Genomic DNA, 21,777 nt, shown 5'->3' with positions numbered 1-21,777 from the left:
TGACAATCAAGTGCACACTATTGAGTTCTCAAAGACCAGACACCACCCGTAACAACAAACCCAAAAACAAGGCCCGCCGCACCCGAACAGCACTAGCACAAACAACACAAAACCATATCGCCTGCAAACAACAACCCTAACACAAACACTAGAGCAAAAGCAAACAAGCAAACAATGCGTTGCATGAAAGAAAAGAAGAAATAAACTAGAAGGAATAAGAACTTGAAAAAACCAAACAGTTTCTATCTGGTCTTAAACCCCCGCCAACAACCCACCATCCCGAACCCTTATTCTTGGTCCGATCGGCGCGCTGCCAACAGATGAAAACATTACACGAGTTCCAAAGCGTTACGCAAATCCCACACACCCACACGGCGTGTCGCACCGGAATCACGCGGTTTCTGCCCGCACGGTCTAACAGCACACACAACACCTGCTTGAATAGAAACCATGACTGAAACAACAGCACAGGCGGGGAGCAGCTTCGGCTTCGAGATCGAACAGAGCTTGCGCAGCGGATCCACCCGGGGCAAAAACACGGGCAGGAACCTTGGCAGGATGGGGATTATTACAACCCCGCACGGCGAGATTAGGACTCCTGCGTTTATTCCGGTCGGCACGAAAGCGGTCGTGAAGGGTCTACTGCCCGCGAAGGTGCGGGAGCTTGGTGGCCAGGCCGTGCTCGCCAACGCCTATCACCTGTTTCTGCAGCCGGGCAGCGAGATCCTTGACCGCGCGGGCGGGCTCGCCAAGTTTATGAACTGGCACGGACCAACGTTCACGGACTCCGGCGGATTTCAGGTTATGTCGCTCGGCGTTGGGCACAAAAAGACGCTGTCGATGACGGAGGCGAAGCACTCGGAGGCGGAGGTTATAGCCACCAAGAAGGAGCGGCTCGCTAAAGTCGATGAAGACGGCGTGACGTTTAAGTCGTTCCTGAACGGTGACACTCACCGCTTCACGCCCGAGGTTTCGATGCGGGTGCAGCACGAAATCGGCGCTGACATTATCTTCGCGTTTGATGAGCTGACAACGCTGATGAACTCTCGCGAGTATCAGGAGGCGTCCGTGCAGCGCACCGCTCGCTGGGCGAAACGCTGTCTCGACGAGCACGCAAGACAGACAATAGCGCGGGCGGATCGCCCCTACCAGGCGCTGTTCGGGGTGATTCAGGGTGCTCAGCACGAGGATCTGCGCCGCTTCGCCGCCTCCGATCTCGCGCAGATGCGCGGCGAGGAACACCCGGAACAACAGTTTGACGGGTTCGGGCTCGGGGGCGCAATTGAGAAGCAGCGTCTCGGCGAGATTGTCAGCTGGATGACCGACGAGCTGCCAGACAACAAGCCACGGCACCTGCTCGGCATCTCCGAACCGGACGACCTGTTCCTCGGGATCGCCGCGGGTGCCGACACCTTCGACTGTGTTGCCCCGTCTCGGCAGGCGCGCGGCGGCACCATGTACAGCCGCGACGGACGAGTGAACGCGAAGAACGCGATCCACAAAACCAGATTTGAGCCGTTGGAGATCGGGTGCGATTGTTACACCTGTGAGAACTACGATGCCGCCTACCTGCACCACCTGTTCAAGTCAAAGGAAATGAGTGCGTCAACGCTCGCGACGATCCACAATGAGCGGTTTGTTGTGCGGCTGGTTGATGAGATTCGCGAGTCGATCTTAAATGACACCTTTGTGGAGCTCCGCGAGGAGACGCTGCACCGCTACTACGGCAGGGAGTACGCGCGGGAGGTGATTGCGCGGGCGGGTTAGCCAGCCTACCTTCCCCCCCTAGATAAACCAGTGTGGACCCGCCAGAGTAATCTGGCGGGCCCACACTTTAAACGGCGGGAAGAATTAGTTCGTTTGCTTCTTCCTCATCGCTCCGGCCAACAGCAGTCCTGCGGCAACAGCTAGGATCGCAGCTCCAAGCGGTGCTGCACCCTCAGATGCAGAACCTGTGCGTGCTAGCGTCTGCTGCTTTGCTGAGCCGGTATCGTCGCTCACAGCAGGTGCTGTAGTCTGATTAGGTTTAACCGGCACGGTCGGTTTCGGATCCTGCGGTTTCGGCGCTGCCGGAAGCTTCACTGTGAAGGTTGCAGCAGCGTTCACAACCTTGTCTGTTGGCGTCTTTGCAGTCACCTCCGCGGTGTTAACAACCTCACCGGGCTGATCGGTCAGCGTTACCGGAGAGGTTGCAACCGCAACCAGTTGCTGTCCTGGCTGTAGCTGATTTGGTGAACCAGGCCAGGTGTAATTAATCGCGCTCAATCCCGGCAGCTGATCGACAATAACAACGTCTGTCAGCGGGTCACTGCCCTGAGCGGTTGCGGTGATAGTCCAGGTAATCTCTGTCCCTTGCGCGTTAAGCTCACCGGTTTTCTGCAGGGTTATCGAAGCGTCACTGGTTTTGTTGCTAACAACAACAGTAAAGCTTGTCTCGTGCGGCGCAACGCAGGCGGGCTTCACCCCTCCAGGCTCAGCAACGACATAGTTCACCTTGCTGCTGCCAAGGAAACCGGGATCTGCATCAAACTTGATCTCGTTGTTAACAACCCTGTATTTACCCTGGCCAGCAATGGTTAGCTGGTCTACGTACTGCTTTGTGCCGTCCGGTGCTGTGCTCACCAGATAAACATTTTTACCGGTTATAGCTACACCTGCAGCTGTTGTATCGTTTGCTAGCACAGCAGCGGTTACGCTAACAGCATTCGGGTCAGCAACCGGCTGATCGGTGCCGTTAACTGTCAGCTTTTTCACCTTACCCTCAACCTGTTCAATGGTTGCGGTGTCAGCGGTTAGTTTATCCTGAGCGGCAACACTAACACTCTTCCAGTCGCCGTTTCCGGCCTCGTTCCATGCAGCAACCCGGTACTGGTAGGCGACTGTCGGATCCAAACCGGTGACGGTGTAGGTTTTCTCAGCACTCTTTGGTTTCTGTACGAGCTGCCAACTCTGTCCACCGTCACTTGACATCTCGATCGTGTAATCAATCACATCAGATACGGCACCTGGTGCTGCAGGAGACTGTTCACACTCCCAGCTAAGCTTCACCTCATCACCGGCTGCGCTGCGATCCGCGCAGACGGAGGTGACCGGCTGCGGGGTTTGTCCAAGGATCAAAACTCGTTGATCAGCGGCTCGGCCAGTTTGCCCACCGACTGAAATATACATGTAGCCGCGCTCATCAAAGGAGATGCCGCGAGGCTCAACGAGTCCCGGAACCGCAACAGTTTTGTCATTTCCATCTTGCGCGTTTGCCGCAGCGGTGTTTCCGTTTGTCCACTGTCTAACAAATTCACCGTTCTCATCAAACTCCTGCACCGCACTTTGGAACTGCGACCAGGCGAAAACGTGACGGTAAGTCGGTGAGCCAGCAATATGATTCACGAAAGGACCATACATTACCTCCTGCTTAGGGAAGCGACCCTCGCCAATAAACTTGGTCACGGTTCTGCCGTCGGCGCTACGCTTCTCCAGGAATGGGGTAACGGGTTTCTGATCGTTACGGAAGTTAGTCAGTGACAGATAGAGTGAACCATCAACCGGGTCAGCTGCAACACCGTAAGGGTCGGTGTAAATATTTCCTCGCACTGGCTTGAAGCGGTGAACACCGCCCGCATCAGGTGCAACTGCAGGATTGTCGAGCGGAATGCTGGGAAGCGGATTTCCCGCGTCATCCCATCTGACGAGCATATCAGCGACCTCAGCCGGGGACAGCATTGTGCCATCAGCCCCACGTGTCACAGACACGGAGTAGCCTCCACGGTAATTTCCTGGAATATCTCGGTTCTGCCAGTTACCTGACACGCCAACGCCACCGATCCTCGTGGCATCTGGAGCAAAACGCTTCACGCGCTCTGTTGGTTCACCCTCCTGGTTAGAGAACTCAGAGTCAACAATCCAGCTATTACCTGAACTGTCAAAGCTGATTCCGCGTGGCCCGTGCTGTTTACCGTCGCCGTCAAATGGCTCAGCAATTACCTTGCGATTGGCGGTGTCTTGATAGAACTTGCCAAAGCCCTGGTTGCTGTCCGCACTCCAATCCTCATAGGAGCCGTTGCCGGTGTAGCTGCTTGCCTCACTCTCAGGAACCTGCCCCTGATCATAGACAAATACACGCGGATTACCGAGCTGCCAGCGACTGAGCATTTTCCCGCTGTCAGACACCCAAAGTTTACCATCCTGCGGGTTAACGCCGACACCGTAGGGGTAGGTAGAATTACCACCGAAAGTCTCGACATCACCGATAAGACCCCACTTACCGGTTCCCTGCGCTTTGCCGGGGGTGTAGGCAACTGAGGTTACAGAGCCGGTGTCTGTTGCTTGCGCCGCGATCGGCACCTGTAAGCCTGCCAGCGCTAAGCCAGCACTCAATGCAGTTAGCGCTGCAGCGCCAACGCGGAAGTGTTTAGTTTTTTGTTGTGTCATACATAATATCGTATCAGACGGGGGGCAAAGCCCAGTTTTTTAGGGGAGTGAGATAAAACCTCAACTTTGATAAGCCTACAATAAAATGCTTCACATAGGAGGTTAAATGCTTAGCGACAGCAGCAACTGAGGCACAATCGCTGCCCCGCTACCAGCAGCAACGAGTAGCTGCTCGGGCCGTCCCGTGGCCACCTCCCCCACCGCATAAAGCCCTCTGATCGGGGTTTCTCCCGAGTGGGCGGGATGTGAATCCGCAAGCGCACCGCCTGGAAGCTTCGCCACCGTCAGCCCCAGCGGCGCTAAAAAATCAAGCTGGGCTTCGCTTTTGGGCAAAACAAAGCCCGCGCTCGCCGCTATGAACTCGCCGCTTTTCAAGCGGACACCCCGCATCTCGGCTCGCTCCCCCACTATCTCAGTAACAGATCCTGCATCGATAACGGTCAAATCGCTGCTGAAACGACGAACGAGGGTTTCAGTGCGTCGCATTGCCTCCCGGTCAGTCTCAGTGTGTGTGATGAGAACGAGAGGTTTATCGGTTTTTTCGTAGCCGTCACAGACAACACAGCTGTGCAGCGCCGTGCCATAGAAGGCTCGCAGGTTGGTGATCTCGGGCAGCTGCTCGGAGAGGCCGGTTGCGACAACCACTAGTTTGGCGTTGACGCTGCTCACCTCGCCGCCGCGCACCGCTCGCAGGCTGAGCTGAAAACCGTCATCTACGCCTGAGGTCACCGCTGTCACCCGTGCGAGCTGGTAGCTTGCGCCCGGGTAGCGAAGGAATTCTTCGCGGCCTAGCTTTCGTAGCTCCAGTGGGGAGGCGCCATCGCGGGTGATAAAGCCGTGCGATTTTAAGGTCGCTGCGTGGCGTGGCCGGTTTGAGTCGACAAGCAGCACGCGCGCGTGCCCGCGCACCAGGTTTAACGCACACGCGAGCCCCGCAGGTCCGGCACCAATCACCGCAACATCGAAGCTGCGCTCGCCAGTCTCAACGGCTGCACGAGGACCAACGTCCTCAACAACCTCCACTCCGCTAGCGGCAACAGCAGCACCGGTGGCAGCACTCGTCGACACGGCGCTCCTAAAGCTGGTCTGCGAGTTGCAGCAAACGGGTCAGCGATTCCTCTTTGCCGAGCAGCTCAAGCGACTCAAACAGCGGCGGTGAAACCCTACGCCCCGACACAGCAACGCGCAACGGGGTGTATGCAAAGCGTGGTTTCAGACCGAGCTCGTCAACCAGCTTCTGCTGCAGCGCCGTCTGGATCTCTGCCGCCTGCCACTGCTCGTCACTAAGCTCACGCAGCGCTGCACTGCTAGCCGCCAAAACCTCTGCGGCGTTATCGGCGAGCGCTTTCTTCGCGTCCTCCTCGTAAACAATTTGATCAGCGCTAACAAACAGGAACCCGAGCATCCCAACGGCCTCGCCGAGCACTGTCACGCGGCTCTGCACAAGCGGCACCGCCTCGCTCAGCACACGCGCCTGCTCCTCGGTGGGTTCTGATGGGTATGCCCCCGAAGCCACCAGGTATGGCTTGATCCGCGCCTCAAAATCTGCTGGCTCTAGCATTCGAATGTGGTCGGCGTTAATCGCGTCCGCTTTCTTCTGATCGAAGCGTGCCGGGTTGGCGTTAACGTTTACAACATCGAACGCGGCAACCATTTCGTCGCGGGTGAACACGTCACGGTCTGGCGCGAGTGACCAGCCGAGCAGCGACAGGTAATTAATCAGCCCCTCGGGGATAAATCCACGGTCACGGTGGTGCAGCAGGTTCGATTGGGGATCCCGCTTCGACAGTTTCTTGTTGCCCTCACCCATAACATACGGCAGGTGGCCAAACTGCGGGATCGCTTCAGCAACCCCGATCTCCACCAGCGCGTGATAGAGCGCGATCTGTCGCGGTGTTGAGGACAGCAGATCCTCACCGCGCAGCACGTGGGTGATTCCCATTAGTGCGTCATCAACCGGGTTAACGAGGGTGTAGAGCGGCGCGCCGTTCGGTCGTACAACCGCGAAGTCGATGGTGGATCCTGCCGGGAAGCTAATGTCGCCACGCACCAGGTCGGTGAATGACAGATCCACATCGGGAACCCGGAAACGCAGGGCAGGCTGCCTGCCCTCGTCGCGGAATGCCTGCCGCTGCTCCGGGGTGAGGTCGCGGTCGTAGTTGTCGTAGCCGAGCTGTTTGGGGCGGCCGTTTGCGATGTTGCGCGCCTCAATCTCTTCGTTGGTTGAGAAACTCTCGTAGAGGTAGCCGGCAGCAAGCAGCTTGTCGATTACCTCCTGGTAGATTTCACCGCGCTGCGATTGGCGGTATGGGCCGTGCGGGCCGCCAACGTCAATACCCTCGTCCCAATCGAGCCCCAGCCAGCGCAGCGAGTCGATGATTTGGCCGTAGCTTTCTTCACTGTCGCGCTCTGCGTCAGTGTCTTCGATTCTGAAAACGAAAGTTCCGCCCGTGTGCTTGGCGTAAGCCCAGTTGAACAGGGCTGTGCGCACCATGCCAACGTGCGGGGTACCGGTTGGAGACGGACAAAAACGCACCCGCACATCGCTGCCGGTTGCGTCAGAGAACTTAGCTACGGTTGTTTCAGTCATCACCGTAAATTTTAGACGATACCGCTTAAATCTGCTTGAAACTCTCAGATCTGTTCCAAATTCCACTTGCCCGCGGGAACCTGCCTAAGCAGCTTCTCTGCGAGCTTCACCTGCGGGCTCTGGGTCGCGGTGCGCATGGCGGCAAATCCGACGGTGCGTACCCTGCTCGGGGACAGTTGCACCGCGCGGGCCCCGTCCGGCAGTCCCCGCATCTGGGCGAGCGCCAGGTCTGGCACGAGAGCGACCGCGTCTCCGGCGGCGACCATCGCCACCATCGCCGGAATATTGTCTGTCTCCTGCACAATATCGGGGGTAAATCCCTGCTCTGCGGCGGCGGCCAAGAGGTTGCCGCGGCATTTTTCGCAGCCTGCAATCCAGTGGTCGTCACTAAAATCAGCGAGGTTAGCGGTGCCGGATCGCAAAAGCCGCGGATCATCTTCGCAAACAACCAGCTGCAGCTGCTCACGCCACAGCGGTGTGTAGTCTGCTCCCGCGGGCAGTTTCGTTGTCTCCGCGTAGTCAAAAATAATCGCGCAGTCAACCTCACCCTCGCGCAGCATCTCTAGCGCGCCGGGAGGCTCCGCCTCGCGATACTGCAGCACAACACCGGGCGCGATCTTGCGTAGCAGCCGCATCATCTCCGGCACAACCGTCGCCGATGCTGACGGGAAACCGACCAGTCTCAGCTCCCCGCCGCGCTCCCCGCGCAGCGCATCAATTTTGTCAAGCGCGCTGTCAATCTCGGCGGCAACCTTGGCTCCGTGGGCGGCGAGGATCTTACCGGCCGGGGTGAGCCGGATCCCCCGCCCCGAGCGCTCAATCACCGGCACTTCAATGCGTGATTCGAGGCGTTTGATCCGCTGGCTGATCGCCGGTTGGCTCATCTCGAGGTCGTCCGCGATGCTGGTCAGGGATCCACCAACCGAGAGCGCGTGCAGAATACGCAGCTCGACCGTATCAACCGAGTGCCAGTCAGCGGATCCACCCTGTCCGAGCACTTATACCCCCTCTGTGATGCTCTGCCCCGCCGCCTCAGCAACCAGCTGCGCGGAGGTGTCAGCCGTTCTTGCGGTTTTTTCTCCCGCTTTATCAGACACTCTATCAGCAGCGGCGTTGGTCTCGGCAAACAGGCGGTTTGCTTCGGCGCGATCCTTCTCGGTTGCAACCAGCTGCCCGCAGGCGCCGTCAATCTCTTTACCGCGGGTGTCACGCAGCGTTGTTGGGATGCCCGCGTCATTCAGTCGGCGCACAAACTCGGCAGCAACCTCCGGTTCAGAGCTGGTCCAGATGGATCCGGGGGTTGGGTTTAGCGGGATCGGGTTAACGTGCACCCATCCCCGGCCGCGCGCGTTTAGTTTCTCGGCGAGCAGGTCGGCGCGCCAGGCGTGGTCGTTCATGTCTTTAATCAGAGCATACTCAATTGAGACACGTCTGCCCGTTGCCTCAAAATATCCTCTCGCGGCGTCGAGCACCTCGTCCACTTTCCACCGGTCATTAACCGGAATCAGGTCGTCACGCAGCTCATCGTCGGGGGCGTGCAGGCTGAGCGCGAAGGTGAACGGCACATGCTCGTCAGCGAGTTTGCGGATCGCGGGCGCAAGGCCTACCGTCGAAACGGTGATACCGCGGGCACTCATTCCGAGGCCCTCCGGCTGCGGCCGCACCATCGTGTGCACCGCCTTCATAACCCGCTTATAGTTTGCGAGCGGCTCACCCATTCCCATAAACACAATGTTGGTGACACGCTCCGGTTCTGCGCCGTTACCGGCCTGCCTGCCGCGGCCAAGCCCGCCCTCGGCGATAACGCGGTTTGCCTGCACAACCTGGTCAATAATCTCCGCGGTTGACATGTTGCGTGTCAGACCGGACTGTCCGGTTGCGCAGAATGGGCAGTTCATGCCGCAACCGCACTGGCTTGAGACACAGAGCGTGATCCGCCCCGGGTAGCGCATCAGCACCGACTCAACCAGCGCGCCGTCAAACAGGCGCCAGAGGAACTTGATGGTTGCGCCGTCATCTGTCACCAGCCGTTTCACCTCGGTGAGCAGCGGCGGCAAAAACTCGGCGACAAACTCGGCGCGGTTAGCTTTCGGGAGGTCGGTCATCGCCTCCGGGTCGCTTGTGTAGTGGCCGTAGTAGTGTTTTGCGAGCTGTTTGGCGCGGAACTTAGGAATGTTCGCGTCGACAGCTTTCTGCGTCAGCTCCTCGGGTGTGAGGTCGGCGAGGTGCTGCGGCGGCTGTTTCACTCGCGGCTGCGCAAACTGCAGCGTCGGCCTGCCGTCAGGGCCAAGCGCCTGCTTCCACCCCTCCGCTTTGGGGCGCACCTGCGGTCTTGCAGGCCGCCCGGCACGCTCACGCGCCTGGCCTCGCCCGCCGCTTTTATCGCCGGGGCCGGTGAAACGCAGTTTGCCGGGAATCTGTCTGACGGTGGTTTGTTCGCCGGGGGTGTCGTGGTTAAGCTTTGATGGATCCATACTGCGTTAATTCTCTCATAACGAGTCGTTATAGCTTGCGTAAGGGTCACCTTACCTTAGCGTTTACGCGGCGTTTAGGGCGCGCAAAAGCGGTGCGGCTTTGAGGTGCATCTCGGCGAGCTCCCTCTCGGGGACCGAATCGCTGGTGATACCCCCGCCCGCCCCCAGTTCGGCGAGGGTGAAGGGGCGTGCGCCGCCCTCCCCACCGGGTGTCTCCCGGGCTGCCCTGCCAGCTGAGCCGCTGCGCTCACTAATATCCCCGGTCAGCACAACACTGCGGATTGTCATGGCGAGCTCCAATGAGCCGCGGTCATCGATCCACCCGAAGCACCCCGAGTAGATACCGCGTGGAACCCCCTCAAGCGAGGCGAGGATTTCGACGGCGCTCAATTTTGGGGCGCCGGTCATGGATCCGCCCGGGAAAACCGCCGCGATAAGCTCGGCAAGCCCAACCTGCTGACGCAGCACACCCCTGACGGTGCTCACCATCGCGTGCACGTGCGGGTGGGTTTCGACGCGCAAAAAATCGGCGACGGTGACGCTGCCCGGCACAGAGACGGTCGCAATATCGTTGCGCAGCAGGTCCACAATCATCGTGTTTTCGGTGCGCTCCTTCGGGTTTTGGGCGAGCTCGCGGGCGTGACGGCGATCGGTTTCGGGGTGTGGATCGCGCGGCGCTGTGCCCTTCATCGGTTTCGTCGCAATCACCCGCCCGACCGGGGTTGCCCGCACGCTAATAAAACTCTCGGGGCTGGCGCTGACGAGCGCGAGCTCCGGCGTGACAATCACCGCTCCCCGGTGTGCGGCGCGGATCCGCCTGAGCGCCAAGAAGCAGCCCAGCGGATCAAACTCCCCCCGCACCCGCGCCTGGTTGGTGAGGCAGAGCACATAGGCGTCGCCGTTCGCGATTGCGCGCTGCGCTGACCGGATATTTTCGAGGTACTCACCGTCGCTCTGCGACCACTCGGGGGCGGCGAGCGGATCCGGAGCCACTGCGGTTTCGGTGGTTTCGGCGGCGGTTGCGGGTTCTGCTGCGGCAGACTGCCGAGCCTCCGCGAGCAGCGCTGTGAGCAGTTCTCGCGCCCGGGGGTCGTCACCTGAAACGACCACGGTGCCGTCACCAGCGAGCTCCACCAGAGCAGCTGGGCGCAGCGCAAAACTCGGGTGGCGTTGCGGGCGCGGGGTTTTTGGAAGCCCGAGGTTTTCACGCTGTAGCACGGTGCCAAACTCGTAGCTGAGGCAGACCAGCCAGCCGCTCTGCCATGATCCGCCGCCGACTGGTTCGCGGGCGTCTGGCTGGGCAGCATCTTGCTGGGTTGAATTTGAGTGGGTGGGTTTTTGCCGGTTGATTTTTTGCTGTAGCCGCTCTAAAAACCGGCGCGGATCGCTCGCGTCAGTGGTTAGCACCTCTCCGCCAAAGCCGAGGTAGCTGCTGCCGTCTCCGTCCGGGGAATCGAGCCAGAACCAGGAGGTTTGCCCCTCTGCGCAGTGCCGGGCGAGCCGCCGGGCGAGCCGCGCGGCAAGATCGCCTCCGGGAATCTCCGCGAGATCAACGCCAGAACGCTCGGCGAGGTCGCCGCCGAACCGCTCCGCCGGTGAGCCTGCCCTCCCAGCGGGTAGGCCGGAGTGCGCGGTCGCGTCCGCGGTGTCTGCTCCTGCCTCAGGTGTCTGCTCTGTCATCGGTATAAGTTTAGTGTCGCTGCTGGTTTTCAGCTGCCCACCCGCGACTGGCGCTAAGATTTTTGGCATGGCTGAAAAACTGCTCGTCGCAGATTCCTTCCGCGTTCGCGCCACGGAGGCGCAGCCCGCGCTCGTGCGCGGATGGGACAGGCACCGCGCCCGATTCAGCAGCGCCGTTAAAGAAACGGTTGGTCAGCTTTCGCGCACGGGCACGGTCCCGGCCAACGATGCCGCACAGTTTAGCTCCGAGCGGATCGAGCGTTTCCTCACCGAGTCTGCCGCCGCAATCTCCGGTTACGGCGAGGGAATGCCGCGGCTGGAGCTGCTACTCACAACCGCTGAGAGCGTCTCCTCGCACAGCGAAGCAGAGCCGGGCGAGGCCGCACAGGACAAGGCAGCTCCTGGCGAAACCACTGCCCCGGGGAAAACAGTCCGGGCAAAGCTTTCCCTCAACTGCAATCTGCGGCCGCTACCCCCGCTGCAAGGCACACAGGCGATTACTGCCACACGCGCGTTAACCGCGGGCGAGTACCGGGCCGATCCACACACAAAAGGCCCGAACATCGCACTGTTTAAGGAGCTGACCGAGGAGGCGGGCGGCGAAGTGCTGCTGCTTGACAGCGAGGGTGATGTGCTTGAAACAACGACCGCCGCGGTGCTCTGGTGGAGCGGCGAGACGCTCTGCCGGGTCGATAATTCCCGGCGGGTTCCCTCGGTGACAGAGCAGCTTGTTATCGAGTGTGTTAGCGAGCTCGGCTACAAAACCGCGCGCGCCACAGTCACGCCCGCAGCGCTTGCCGCGCACGAGGTCTGGGTTGTTAACGCCCTGCACGGGATTCGCCCAGTCACACAGCTGGGCGGGGTAGCGGCGGTGCCGGTTAAAGAGGCGCGGCTTGAGCGGATCCGCCAGGCCCTCGACACAACCTGGCAACCGCTCTAATCTCCCGCCGCAACCGCTCTAGTCTCCCGCCGTCGCAGGCAGCTAGCGGACTGCGGGTGCGGGCTGCGTGAGTTAGCGGGCTGCGGGCGCGGCCGCAACCGGGTTGCTCAGCTCCCCGATGCCGGAGATGGCGACCGTAACGCGATCCCCCGCGGTTAAAACACCAACACCCGCGGGCGTGCCGGTCAGAATCACATCGCCGGGCAGCAGCGTGAAGGCGGCTGAGGCGTAGGCAACCAGCTCGGCGACGCCGTGCAGCATGTCACTAACGGCGGCTCGCTGCCGCTCCTCACCGTTTACGGCGGTGGTTAGCGTTGCGGCGGCAAGGTCAAGATCCGTCTCAATTACTGGCCCGATCGGGCAGAAAGTGTCGAAGCTTTTTGCCCTCGTCCACTGTTTGTCGGCGATCTGCAGGTCACGCGCGGTGACATCGTTGGCGCAGGTGAACCCGTAAACAACCTCCAGCGCGCGCGAGGCCGGCACCGCTTTTGCAACAGCGCCGATAACAACCGCGAGCTCACCCTCAAACTCAACCCGCTCCGACTGCTCGGGCAACACAATCGGGTCGTTTGGACCGATCACGCTGGTGTTTGGTTTCAGGAACAGCACCGGATTATCCGCGGGCGCATCCCCGCCGGTGAGCTCCCGCATCTCCTCGCGGTGGTCAGCATAGTTTTTGCCAACACCGACAACCTTGGAGCGCGGAATCACCGGGGAAAGCAGGGTCACCTCCGAAAATGGGAAGCGTCTGCCGGTTGTTTCATAGCCGGCGACCATCGGATCCGCCACCAACTCAACCAGCTCAGCCGCTCCCGAGTCTGGGTCTTTATCGACGATGCCGAAGGTTATGGCGTCGCTTGTGCGAAACCTCGCAACCTGCATTACGCTGCCTCAACCGGGGTTGTCCAGCCGTGTGGATCTGGGCGGGTTCCGAACTGGATACCGGTCAGCTCCTCACGCAGGCTCATTGTCACCTCACCCGACGGCTGTGGCAGTGTGATCACGAAATCGTTAGCGCCGCGCAGCTCAGCGATTGGTACAACAACGGCCGCGGTGCCGCAGGCGAATGCCTCCTGGATGCTGCCGTCGGCCGCGCCCTGCTGCCACTCGGACACTGTGACAGGGCGTTCTTCAACGCGCAGACCCCTGGCGCGGGCGAGCTCGATAATGCTCGCGCGGGTTACACCCTCGAGGATGTTACCGTTCAACTCCGGGGTGATAAGTGTGCCGTCGTGACGCACCAGGAACAGGTTCATGCCGCCGAGCTCGTCGATCCGGTCAGAATCGTTGGCGTCGGTGAACAGCACCTGCTGGCAGCCCTGCGCAAACGCCTCATCGGTTGGGTTGAGGGATGCAGCGTAGTTGCCGCCGCACTTGGCGGATCCGGTGCCGCCCTTGCCAGCGCGGTTGTAGTGGCCTGAGAGCCACAGGCTGATCGGTTTCACACCGTTCGGGAAGTACGCGCCCGCGGGGCTTGCGATCACGAAGAAGCGCGCACGGTGAGCGCTTCTAACACCGAGGAACACCTCGTCGGCGATCATAAACGGCCGCAGGTAGAGGGACTGATCCTCACCGGTTGGCACCCAGTCAATATCGGTTTTCACGAGTTCGTGGCAGGCCGCAATAAACAGCTCGATCGGAATTTCCGGCAGCGCCAAGCGATTCGCGCTGTGGTTCAGCCGCGCCGCGTTACGCTCCGCCCGGAAGGTGACAACCCGCCCGTCCGGGTGACGGTAGGCTTTCAGGCCCTCAAAAATCTCCTGGCCGTAGTGCAGAACCGCTGACGCCGGATCAATCGCGATCGGCGCGTAAGGAAGCACCTCCGGCTGCTGCCAACCGGTTTCCTTCTCCCACACAATCGAGACCATGTGGTCGGTAAAAGCGGTGCCAAACCCGGGGTTTTTGAGCTTCTCTAGTCGCTCACTCTCAGGTGTTGGGGTTGCCGCTGTGTGTTTAAACTCGTAAGCCATTCTTGCACCCTCTCGGATAATCTACCCTTGCATTGTACCCCGAGAGCGCGGGCGATAGTAACACCTGCTCCCGCCCAACTAACTCGCCCGGATCCCTTTTAACCGGGTAGAATTGTTCATTATGAGACATTTCCTGCGTGATGACGATCTGACCCCCAAAGAGCAGCACGAGGTGCTCGATTTAGCTCTGCGGCTGAAGCAGGATCGCTTCGCTGAGCGTCCGCTCGCGGGCCCCAAAACCGCGCTGGTGATGTTTGACAAAACCTCAACCCGCACCCGCGTGAGCTTCGCCGTTGGCATCAGCGATCTTGGTGGATCCGCCCTCATCGTCAATCCCGGTGAGGCGCAGCTGGGTGAAAAAGAATCAATCTCCGATACCGCGATTATTTTCTCCCGCATGACAGAGCTGATTGTTTGGCGCACAGGCGCTCACAAGAACATTGAGCTGATGGCGAAGCACGCGAGCGTGCCGGTGATTAATTCGCTCACCGATGACTTTCATCCGTGTCAGGTGTTGGCGGATCTGCTCACCGTCCGTGAGCACAAGGACGAGCTTCAAGGGCTCACCGCCGCCTATGTTGGTGACGCGGCAAACAACATGGCGCACTCATACCTCCTCGGGTTTGCAACCGCCGGCATCAACCTGCGGCTGGCTGGCCCCGAGGGGTACCTGCCGCGGGAGGATATTCTCGCGAAGGCTGAGCAGATTGCTGAGCAGACCGGATCCACAATCACCGTGTCAAATGACCCGCGTGAGGCGGTGACCGGCGCCGATATTGTGATAACCGACACCTGGATCTCAATGGGCCAGGAGGCGGAAGAAGCTGCTCGCTTGCAGCACTTCAATGGCTACTGTGTTGATGAGGAGCTGTTCGGGCTTGCGAAGGATGACGCAATCTTCCTGCACTGTCTGCCCGCCTACCGCGGTTTTGAGGTGAGCGCCGAGGTTATTGACGGGCCACGCTCGGTTGTCTGGGATGAGGCGGAGAACCGCGTACACGCTCAAAAGGCGCTGATGGTTTGGCTGCTGCGGCAGGCAAAACAGTCGGAGTAGGCCGGGCGGCCGGACTGGCGGGCGGGCTCGTGACTGGGTCGGGCGGGTTAGCCCGCGCGAGTGAACCGCGGTATAACGGATTTGACGAGTTTTAAGGAGTTCCAAGTTGTCTGAAAACACTGCAGCAAACGGCACCAACCTTCCAAAGCAGCGCGCCGGTGAGGCGGGAGCGCTCTGGGGTGGCCGGTTTGCGAGCGGCCCCTCACCGGAGCTGACCGCGTTAAGCGTCTCAACCCACTTCGACTGGCAGCTCGCGCAGTATGACATTCGCGGCTCGAAAGCGCACGCAATCGCGCTCAACGCCGCTGGCTACCTCAGCGACAGTGAGCTCGCCGAGATGCACAGCGCCCTCGACAAACTCTCCGGGAACGTTGCGAGCGGTGCTTTTGTGCCGCAGCCGAGCGACGAGGACGTGCACTCTGCGCTGGAGCGCGGCCTGGTTGAGATCGCCGGCACACAGCTCGGCGGAAAACTCCGCGCCGGCCGCAGCCGCAACGACCAGATCGCAACGCTTGTGCGCATCTACATGCTCGACCACGCGGCCATTATTCAGCGACAGATTTTAACGCTGATCGAGGCAATTATCGATCAGGCTGAGTCCCACCCGGACGCGATCCTACCGGGACGCACCCATCTGCAGTCCGCTCAGCCGGTGCTGCTCGCTCACCAGCTAGCAGCTCACGCCTGGCCGCTGCTGCGTGATCTTGAGCGGATCCGCGACTGGCGCCGCAGGGCACGCCGCTCCCCCTACGGCGGCGGGGCGCTGGCGGGATCCTCGCTCGGACTGGATCCGCGCCTGGTAGCTGCCGAGCTGGGGATCGGGGATCCGCTCGACAACTCGATTGATGGCACCGCCGCGCGTGACGTGGTTGCTGAGTTCCTCTACATTCTGGCGCAGATCGGCATCGACCTGTCGCGGTTTGCCGAGGAAATTATCGTCTGGAACACCGCCGAGTTCAACTTTGTTCGGTTGCATGACGGCTACTCGACGGGCTCCTCGATTATGCCGCAGAAGAAGAACCCTGACATTGCTGAGCTGGCGCGCGGCAAATCCGGCAGACTGATCGGTAATCTCACCGGCCTGCTGGCGACGCTGAAGGCGCTGCCGCTCGCCTACAACCGTGACCTGCAGGAGGACAAGGAGCCGCTGTTTGACTCGGTGACGCAGCTGGAGATTCTGCTGCCCGCGTTCAGCGGCATGGTTGCGACCGCGACCTTCAACACCGAGCGGATGGCGGAGGTTGCCCCGCGCGGCTTCTCCCTCGCAACCGACGTTGCCGAGTGGCTTGTGAAACAGGGGGTGCCGTTCCGTGACGCGCACGAGATCTCTGGCGAGCTGGTTGCGCACTGTGAACAGCGCGGCATCGAGCTTGACGAGCCAAGCGACGAGGACTATCTGGCGATCAGTGAGCACCTCCTACCACAGGTGCGCAGTGTTCTAACAATTAGTGGATCTGTCAGCAGCCGTGTTGGGCACGGCGGCACCGCAAAAGTTCGAGTCTCCGAACAAATTGCGACACTCCGAGAGGCGCTAAAAGAACTTTCTCAAGAGGGGTAGATTTTTCCCGGAAATATTAGGGAAAATTACCGGCCAGAGCCTATTTACGCGAATGAACTGTATTCAATCTAATACTTCGTGCTGTATAGTAGGTTACGCGGGTGTGAGTCGTCTTGACCAACCCAGCTGACTGCAGAACCAACAGGCCACGGCCGCGGTTGGATCCGTCATTAGGGATACCAACGGTTGCGCCCTCTGGAATATCCTCAACCGACTTGTGCTTCTTTGAGTAGAGGCCGAGCGGGAAGATCGCGGTTGAACCGATTGTTGTCAGGTCGTCGCCGGACTCCGCGTTGTGGTTAGCGAGGAAGAGGATGTGCTGGAACTGGTTGACGTCAATCTCACCAGCTGCGAGCGCCGGGTTTGGCAGTGAGTACTCACCGAAGTCAACGATCTCCAAGTCGATGCCCTCAGCCTCAACAGCCTTCTCGTAGTCTGCCCAGAACGGATCCGATGCCCCAACAACTCCGAGCTTCACGGTCTTATCAGCGCTGTCGCTGCTGCAAGCCGCAAGCCCCGCCGTTAAAACGACCGCGCTAGCCGCTGCCAGTAGTTTCTTCAAATGCGCCATGTTTTTAACCCTTCAGCTAGTTTGGTAGATGATCCGCCAGGCAGAGCCGGTTAGCGCAATCGAGCGTCTCAGTGTTTTACAGTGTTTCGTGTTTTTTGCTTTGCGCTTTAGCTTTTAGCGTTCTATCGCTTTTAGGACTGCCGTGCTTTTGTTGGCGGTAACTAGCCTAAAAAAGAAGCGAGCCAGACAACAACTCTGTTTTTAACAATCTGTAATAAACGCCGTTCGGCGCTGCGGTCCCGCCGGGATTTAACACCGCCTGACCATGCAGCCGCGCCGGTAATAAACGCCGTCAAACCCTAAAATCTCCGCTGAATATCCTGACCGTCCCGGTTAATCACAAACAACCATACTAGGCTGAGTTCATGGCGCTTAAAATATTTCCCGCAAAGGCAAACCCGAAAGCTCAGACAGTATTTGAAGCACACCCACCCACGGCTGCGATTGTTGACGACTCGCTGAGGGGCAGCAAGCTGGAGTGCTTCTGGCTCAGCGATGCACGCGATCAGGCCCCCAAGTTTAAGCCGCTTCGTGGCAACGTCTACGCCGACTACGCGGTTGTTGGCGGCGGCTACGCTGGCCTCTGGACCGCGATCAAACTGAAAACTGAAAACCCGAAAGCTCGGGTTGTGCTGCTTGAGGCGAAACGGATCGGCTGGGCCGCGTCCGGCCGCAACGGCGGTTTCTGCGAGGCGAGCATAACCCACGGTGAACCAAACGCTGAGGCCCGCTGGCCGGACGAGCTCGCCGAACTGCACCGGCTCGGCGTCGAAAACCTGGACGCGATTGAGCGTTTCATAACCGAAAACAACATCGACTGCGACTTCGAGCGCACCGGCGCAATCGAGGTTGCCAACGAGCCATACCAGCTCGACTATCTCGGTGAGGGCGATGGCGGATCCGACGCAGCAGGCGATGCGAGCGGATCCGACGAAGCACGCGGGGCTGGCGGATCCACCGCCTCAACAACCCGGGTGCTTGACGAGGCAGCAACCCGCGCCCGCATCAACTCCCCGACCTTCCTGGGATCCGCCTACACCCCCGATGAGAACGCGATTTTGCACCCTGCGAAACTCGCTTACGGGCTCGCGAAGCACGCCGCAAAAATCGGGGTGGAGATTTATGAAGAGACACGGGTTTTGAGCCTCTCGGCGACCGGGAAGGAGCACGCGCCGTTTGAGTTGCAGCTGCCGCACAGCCAGGTGACGGCGGATCGGGTGGCGCTGTGCACAAACGTTTTCCCGTCGCTTTTGAAACGCTACCGGCTGCACACAATCCCCGTCTACGATTACGCGCTGATGACGGAGCCGCTCACCCCGGAGCAGCTGAAGTTGATTGGTTGGGAGGGTCGCGAGGGCTTAAGCGATCTCGCAAACCAGTTCCACTATTCGAGGCTGACCGCCGATAATCGGATTCTTTGGGGCGGCTACGACGCGGTCTATTTCTCGGGCGGCAAGATTCGCGCAGAGTATGAGAACCGCGATGAGACCTATCGCAAGCTCGCAAGCCACTTCTTCACAACCTTCCCGCAGCTCGCCGGTATTCGATTCACTCACCGCTGGGCTGGTGTTATCGACTCAAGCACCCGGTTCTGCGCGTTCTTCGGCAGCGCGCACGGCGGCCGGGTGCAGTATGTTGCCGGTTTTACGGGGCTCGGCGTTGGCGCAACACACTTTGCCGCCGATGTGATTGCGGACCGGTTCGCGGGTCGTGAAACAGACCGCACAGCGCTCAAGATGGTGAATGAGATTCCGCTGCCGTTCCCGCCGGAGCCGCTCGCAACCGCCGGGGTTAACCTGTTCCGCTGGTCGTTCGATCAGGCAGACCACAGGGGCGGCAACCGCAACCTGTTCTTAAAAACTATGGACGCTATCGGAATGGGGTTTGACTCGTGAGTGATCCGCTGCCAGTTGACAAAAACGCCGTGGTTTCGGCGACGACGTTTAACGTTGAGCTTGAGCCGGTTAGCGCGAGCGATACCCTGAGCGGATCCCCCTCGCAGGGGTTTGTGCGGCTCGGCGCACTCGTCCCCTCCCCCGCGGAGGGCGCTGCCGAGGGTGCTGCAGCCGCTGCTGCCGCTGCCGCCGCTGATTTCGGTGTGGAGGACCAGGCCAGCGCCGCCGAACTAGCCTCCTCCAGGGATTCAGCCGCCGAGGAGCTTGCCGAGGTTGGAATCTGGGAGCTGACCGCTGGAACCGTCACCGACACCGAGGTTGCCGAGGTGTTTGTTGTGATCTCCGGCAGTGCCACAATTGAGCTGCTGGAGGTCCCCGGTGACCCCGCCGCCTCGGGGCAGCAACTCTTGGTTAGCGCCGGTGACGTGGTGCGGCTGGTTGCTGGCACGAAAACCCGCTGGACGGTTGCTGAGCGGATCCGCAAAATCTATATCGCGGGCTAGCCCGCGCCAGTATCCACCCTGGTGCGATGACCTGCCTGGGTAGCCCGCGCCGGTGCCCCACACCCACACCCCCGCGTCGACTGCCTGCGGCAGGAAGCGCCCTGGCGTGGTGACTCGCCTGGGCCGCCCGCCCCCAGATCCACCCACCAGCTTAAAATTACCGCCTAAATTTGCCCGCCGCTCTGGCACAGCCCGCGAAAGCAAAATAGACTTGATGAGGTCAGTTTGCTGACGCAGCAGCTAGAGAGTGGTTTAAGAGACGGCAGGTTAGTTAGGTTGAATACCAGGGTGACGGGTGATAATGCTCCCCGAGTGCGGGTGCTTTACGGCAGCGAGATGGGCAACAGCGAGTTCGTTGCCGAGGATCTGGTTGATGATCTGGGCAAGGCCGGGATTTCGGCGACCCTCAGCGAGCTGAACCGGCAGTCCGTTGAGGAACTGGCTGACGAAGCGGACGAGACAATCCTCTTGGTGGTTGTGTCCACCTATGGCGAGGGTGAGATGCCCTACGGCGCCGACCTGTTTTGGGAGGAGCTTGACGATCCGGACGCACCCGATCTGACCGGGCTGCGCTTCGCCGTGCTCGCCCTCGGCGACAGCACCTACACCTACTTTTGTGAGGCGGGCAGGCAGATTGATGAGCGCCTAGAGGAGCTTGACGCAACCCGCATCGCCGAGCGCGTTGACTGCGACTCCAACTATCGTCGTGACGCCGAGCGCTGGGTGCGGGCGCGGGTCTCGCAGCTCGCCGCGGTTTTCGGGGTGGCGGATCCGACAGCAACCGCCCCGGCGGGTACAGCCCCATCGGCTACGGCCTCAGCGGGTACAGCCTCAGCGGCTACGGCCTCAGCGGGTAGCGGCGTGGCGTCGTTCGGCGGCGATTTTGGGAGCTTCGGTGGGCAGGCCGGATCCACCGGCGGTTTCGGCGCGGGAGCAACAGGCTTCGGCGCGGGCGCGGGCGCTGCCGAACCGGTTGAGTACTCGCGCGAGCATCCGTTTATGGCGGAGCTGACCGCTGCAAAGCTGCTGACGCGCGACGCCGCCGGGCGGGAGGTCTGGCACTATGAGCTCGATATTTCTGGCAGCGGGATTGCGTACCGTCCCGGTGACTCGCTCGCGGTGATTCCAGAGAACGACCCCGACGCGGTGACCGCGTTTCTTGCCGCGGCCGGACTAACCGGCGACGAGATTTACACGCCGAAAGACAGCGCGCTTGGCGACCCGGTCAGGCAGCTCGCAACCGAGCACTGGGAGCTGCGCTATCCATCTCTCGAACTGCTTGAGCGCGTCGCCGAGGCCACCCCCGACAGCCGCATCGCGGGGGCGGTGAGGGCTCGCGACCGCGCAGGCATTGACGGGTGGATCGCAACACACAGCGTCCCCGACACGCTGCGGGAGCTAACCAGCCTGGGTGCGGATCCGCTGGGGCTGGAGGTGCTCGCTGCGGCGATGCGCCCGATCCGCCAGCGCGCGTACTCGATTGCTTCAACCCCGAAAACGCACCCCAGCACGGTGCATTTAACGGTTGCGACCGCGCCCAACAGTTCCGGGGCGGCGCTGCCGGGCGGTGTTGCGAGCTCGTATCTGGCGAAGCGCGTCAGCGTTGGCGACAGGGTTCCGTGCTATCTGCTGCCGAATCCGAGCTTCCGGGTTCCGGCGAGACCGGATGTGCCGATTATTATGGTCGGGCCGGGAGTTGGTTTGGCGCCGTTCCGTGGTTTTTTGTGGGATCGCGCGCAGACTCGCACTCCAGGTCCGGCGTGGCTGTTTACCGGCACCCGGAACCGCAGCGACGGCGTCGCGTATCGCGCCGAGTTTGAGCAGCTGCTCGCAACGGGGACGCTCACCAGACTGGATGTTGCCTACTCTCGCGACCAGGAGTATCGCGTCTATGTGCAGCACCTGATGCGCGCCAACGCCGAGGAGCTTGTGCGGTGGCTGCAGCGGGGTGCGTGTTTCTATATTTGCGGGGATGCTCACGCGATGGCGCCCGATGTGCGGGATGAACTTGAGAGTATTGTCTGCCAGGTTTTGGGTGACGATGAGGGCACCGATTTGCTCGAAAAAATCCGCCACGAGAGACGCTATTTCGAGGACGTTTATTAGCCGGCAACCCC

Annotated in this window: 16 protein-coding genes; 7 read left to right on the top strand and 9 right to left on the bottom strand. The window is 60.6% G+C overall.

The window, feature by feature from the left end; genetic code table 11:
- Positions 1-450: 450 nt before the first annotated feature.
- Positions 451-1,767 (top strand): tRNA guanosine(34) transglycosylase Tgt, encoded by a 1,317-nt coding sequence (tgt, locus tag EII30_RS07625; RefSeq protein WP_233569445.1) that lies wholly within the window; start codon positions 451-453, stop codon positions 1,765-1,767.
- An 84-nt stretch (positions 1,768-1,851) separates the two neighbouring features.
- Here tgt and EII30_RS07620 read toward each other — a convergent pair whose 3' ends face one another.
- The 6 genes from EII30_RS07620 to EII30_RS07595 form a co-directional block, all read right to left on the bottom strand.
- Positions 1,852-4,425 carry a fibronectin type III domain-containing protein gene (locus EII30_RS07620; protein WP_124886740.1) on the bottom strand — a complete coding sequence of 858 codons (2,574 nt, stop codon included), beginning with the start codon at positions 4,423-4,425 and terminating at the stop codon, positions 1,852-1,854.
- A 102-nt stretch (positions 4,426-4,527) separates the two neighbouring features.
- Positions 4,528-5,493 carry an NAD(P)/FAD-dependent oxidoreductase gene (locus EII30_RS07615; protein WP_233569444.1) on the bottom strand — a complete coding sequence of 322 codons (966 nt, stop codon included), beginning with the start codon at positions 5,491-5,493 and terminating at the stop codon, positions 4,528-4,530.
- Between the two features lie 7 nt (positions 5,494-5,500).
- The gene (gene gltX, locus EII30_RS07610; RefSeq protein ID WP_124886739.1) at positions 5,501-7,015 is read right to left on the bottom strand and encodes a glutamate--tRNA ligase; all 1,515 of its coding nucleotides are present in this window, start codon (positions 7,013-7,015) and stop codon (positions 5,501-5,503) included.
- A gap of 44 nt (positions 7,016-7,059) precedes the next feature.
- Positions 7,060-8,013 carry a LysR family transcriptional regulator gene (locus EII30_RS07605; protein ID WP_124886738.1) on the bottom strand — a complete coding sequence of 318 codons (954 nt, stop codon included), beginning with the start codon at positions 8,011-8,013 and terminating at the stop codon, positions 7,060-7,062.
- Entirely contained in the window at positions 8,014-9,489 is a 1,476-nt protein-coding gene (gene rlmN, locus EII30_RS07600) for a 23S rRNA (adenine(2503)-C(2))-methyltransferase RlmN (protein WP_124886737.1), read from the bottom strand.
- A 63-nt stretch (positions 9,490-9,552) separates the two neighbouring features.
- Complete coding sequence (locus EII30_RS07595; RefSeq protein WP_124886736.1) at positions 9,553-11,169, bottom strand: anthranilate synthase component I family protein; 1,617 nt, start codon at positions 11,167-11,169, stop codon at positions 9,553-9,555.
- Between the two features lie 67 nt (positions 11,170-11,236).
- On the opposite strand from EII30_RS07595, the gene EII30_RS07590 reads away from it, so the two are divergent.
- The gene (locus EII30_RS07590) at positions 11,237-12,109 is read left to right on the top strand and encodes an aminotransferase class IV (protein ID WP_124886735.1); all 873 of its coding nucleotides are present in this window, start codon (positions 11,237-11,239) and stop codon (positions 12,107-12,109) included.
- A gap of 72 nt (positions 12,110-12,181) precedes the next feature.
- Here EII30_RS07590 and EII30_RS07585 read toward each other — a convergent pair whose 3' ends face one another.
- Positions 12,182-12,991, bottom strand: coding sequence for a fumarylacetoacetate hydrolase family protein (locus EII30_RS07585; protein WP_124886734.1), 810 nt, complete (start codon positions 12,989-12,991; stop codon positions 12,182-12,184).
- Entirely contained in the window at positions 12,991-14,079 is a 1,089-nt protein-coding gene (locus tag EII30_RS07580) for a branched-chain amino acid aminotransferase (protein WP_124886733.1), read from the bottom strand. Before EII30_RS07580 ends, EII30_RS07585 begins: the two co-directional genes overlap by 1 nt.
- Before the next feature lie 121 nt (positions 14,080-14,200).
- Here EII30_RS07580 and argF point away from each other — a divergent pair, with 121 nt between their 5' ends.
- Entirely contained in the window at positions 14,201-15,133 is a 933-nt protein-coding gene (argF, locus tag EII30_RS07575) for an ornithine carbamoyltransferase (RefSeq protein WP_124886732.1), read from the top strand.
- 106 nt (positions 15,134-15,239) lie between these two features.
- Positions 15,240-16,691 (top strand): argininosuccinate lyase, encoded by a 1,452-nt coding sequence (argH, locus tag EII30_RS07570; RefSeq protein ID WP_124886731.1) that lies wholly within the window; start codon positions 15,240-15,242, stop codon positions 16,689-16,691.
- Positions 16,692-16,731: 40 nt separating this feature from the next.
- Here argH and EII30_RS07565 read toward each other — a convergent pair whose 3' ends face one another.
- Positions 16,732-17,262: a MetQ/NlpA family ABC transporter substrate-binding protein gene (locus EII30_RS07565; RefSeq protein WP_124886730.1), complete on the bottom strand. Its 531-nt coding sequence runs from the start codon at positions 17,260-17,262 to the stop codon at positions 16,732-16,734.
- 365 nt (positions 17,263-17,627) lie between these two features.
- Between EII30_RS07565 and EII30_RS07560 the strand changes: the two genes are divergently transcribed.
- From EII30_RS07560 to EII30_RS07550, 3 genes are all read left to right on the top strand, one after another.
- Positions 17,628-19,157 (top strand): FAD-binding oxidoreductase, encoded by a 1,530-nt coding sequence (locus EII30_RS07560; RefSeq protein ID WP_124886729.1) that lies wholly within the window; start codon positions 17,628-17,630, stop codon positions 19,155-19,157.
- A complete protein-coding gene (locus EII30_RS07555; protein WP_233569443.1) occupies positions 19,154-19,660 on the top strand; it encodes a cupin domain-containing protein in 507 nt (168 codons plus the stop codon). Before EII30_RS07560 ends, EII30_RS07555 begins: the two co-directional genes overlap by 4 nt.
- 288 nt (positions 19,661-19,948) lie before the next feature.
- On the top strand, positions 19,949-21,766 hold the full coding sequence (locus EII30_RS07550; protein WP_124886728.1) for a sulfite reductase flavoprotein subunit alpha: 1,818 nt from the start codon (positions 19,949-19,951) through the stop codon (positions 21,764-21,766).
- Positions 21,767-21,777 lie beyond the last annotated feature (11 nt).

Source organism: Leucobacter sp. OH1287, from assembly GCF_003859945.1.
GTDB lineage: Bacteria > Actinomycetota > Actinomycetes > Actinomycetales > Microbacteriaceae > Canibacter.
Note: the sequence above shows the minus strand (reverse complement) of the source record. Positions and strands in the feature narration are given on the sequence as shown.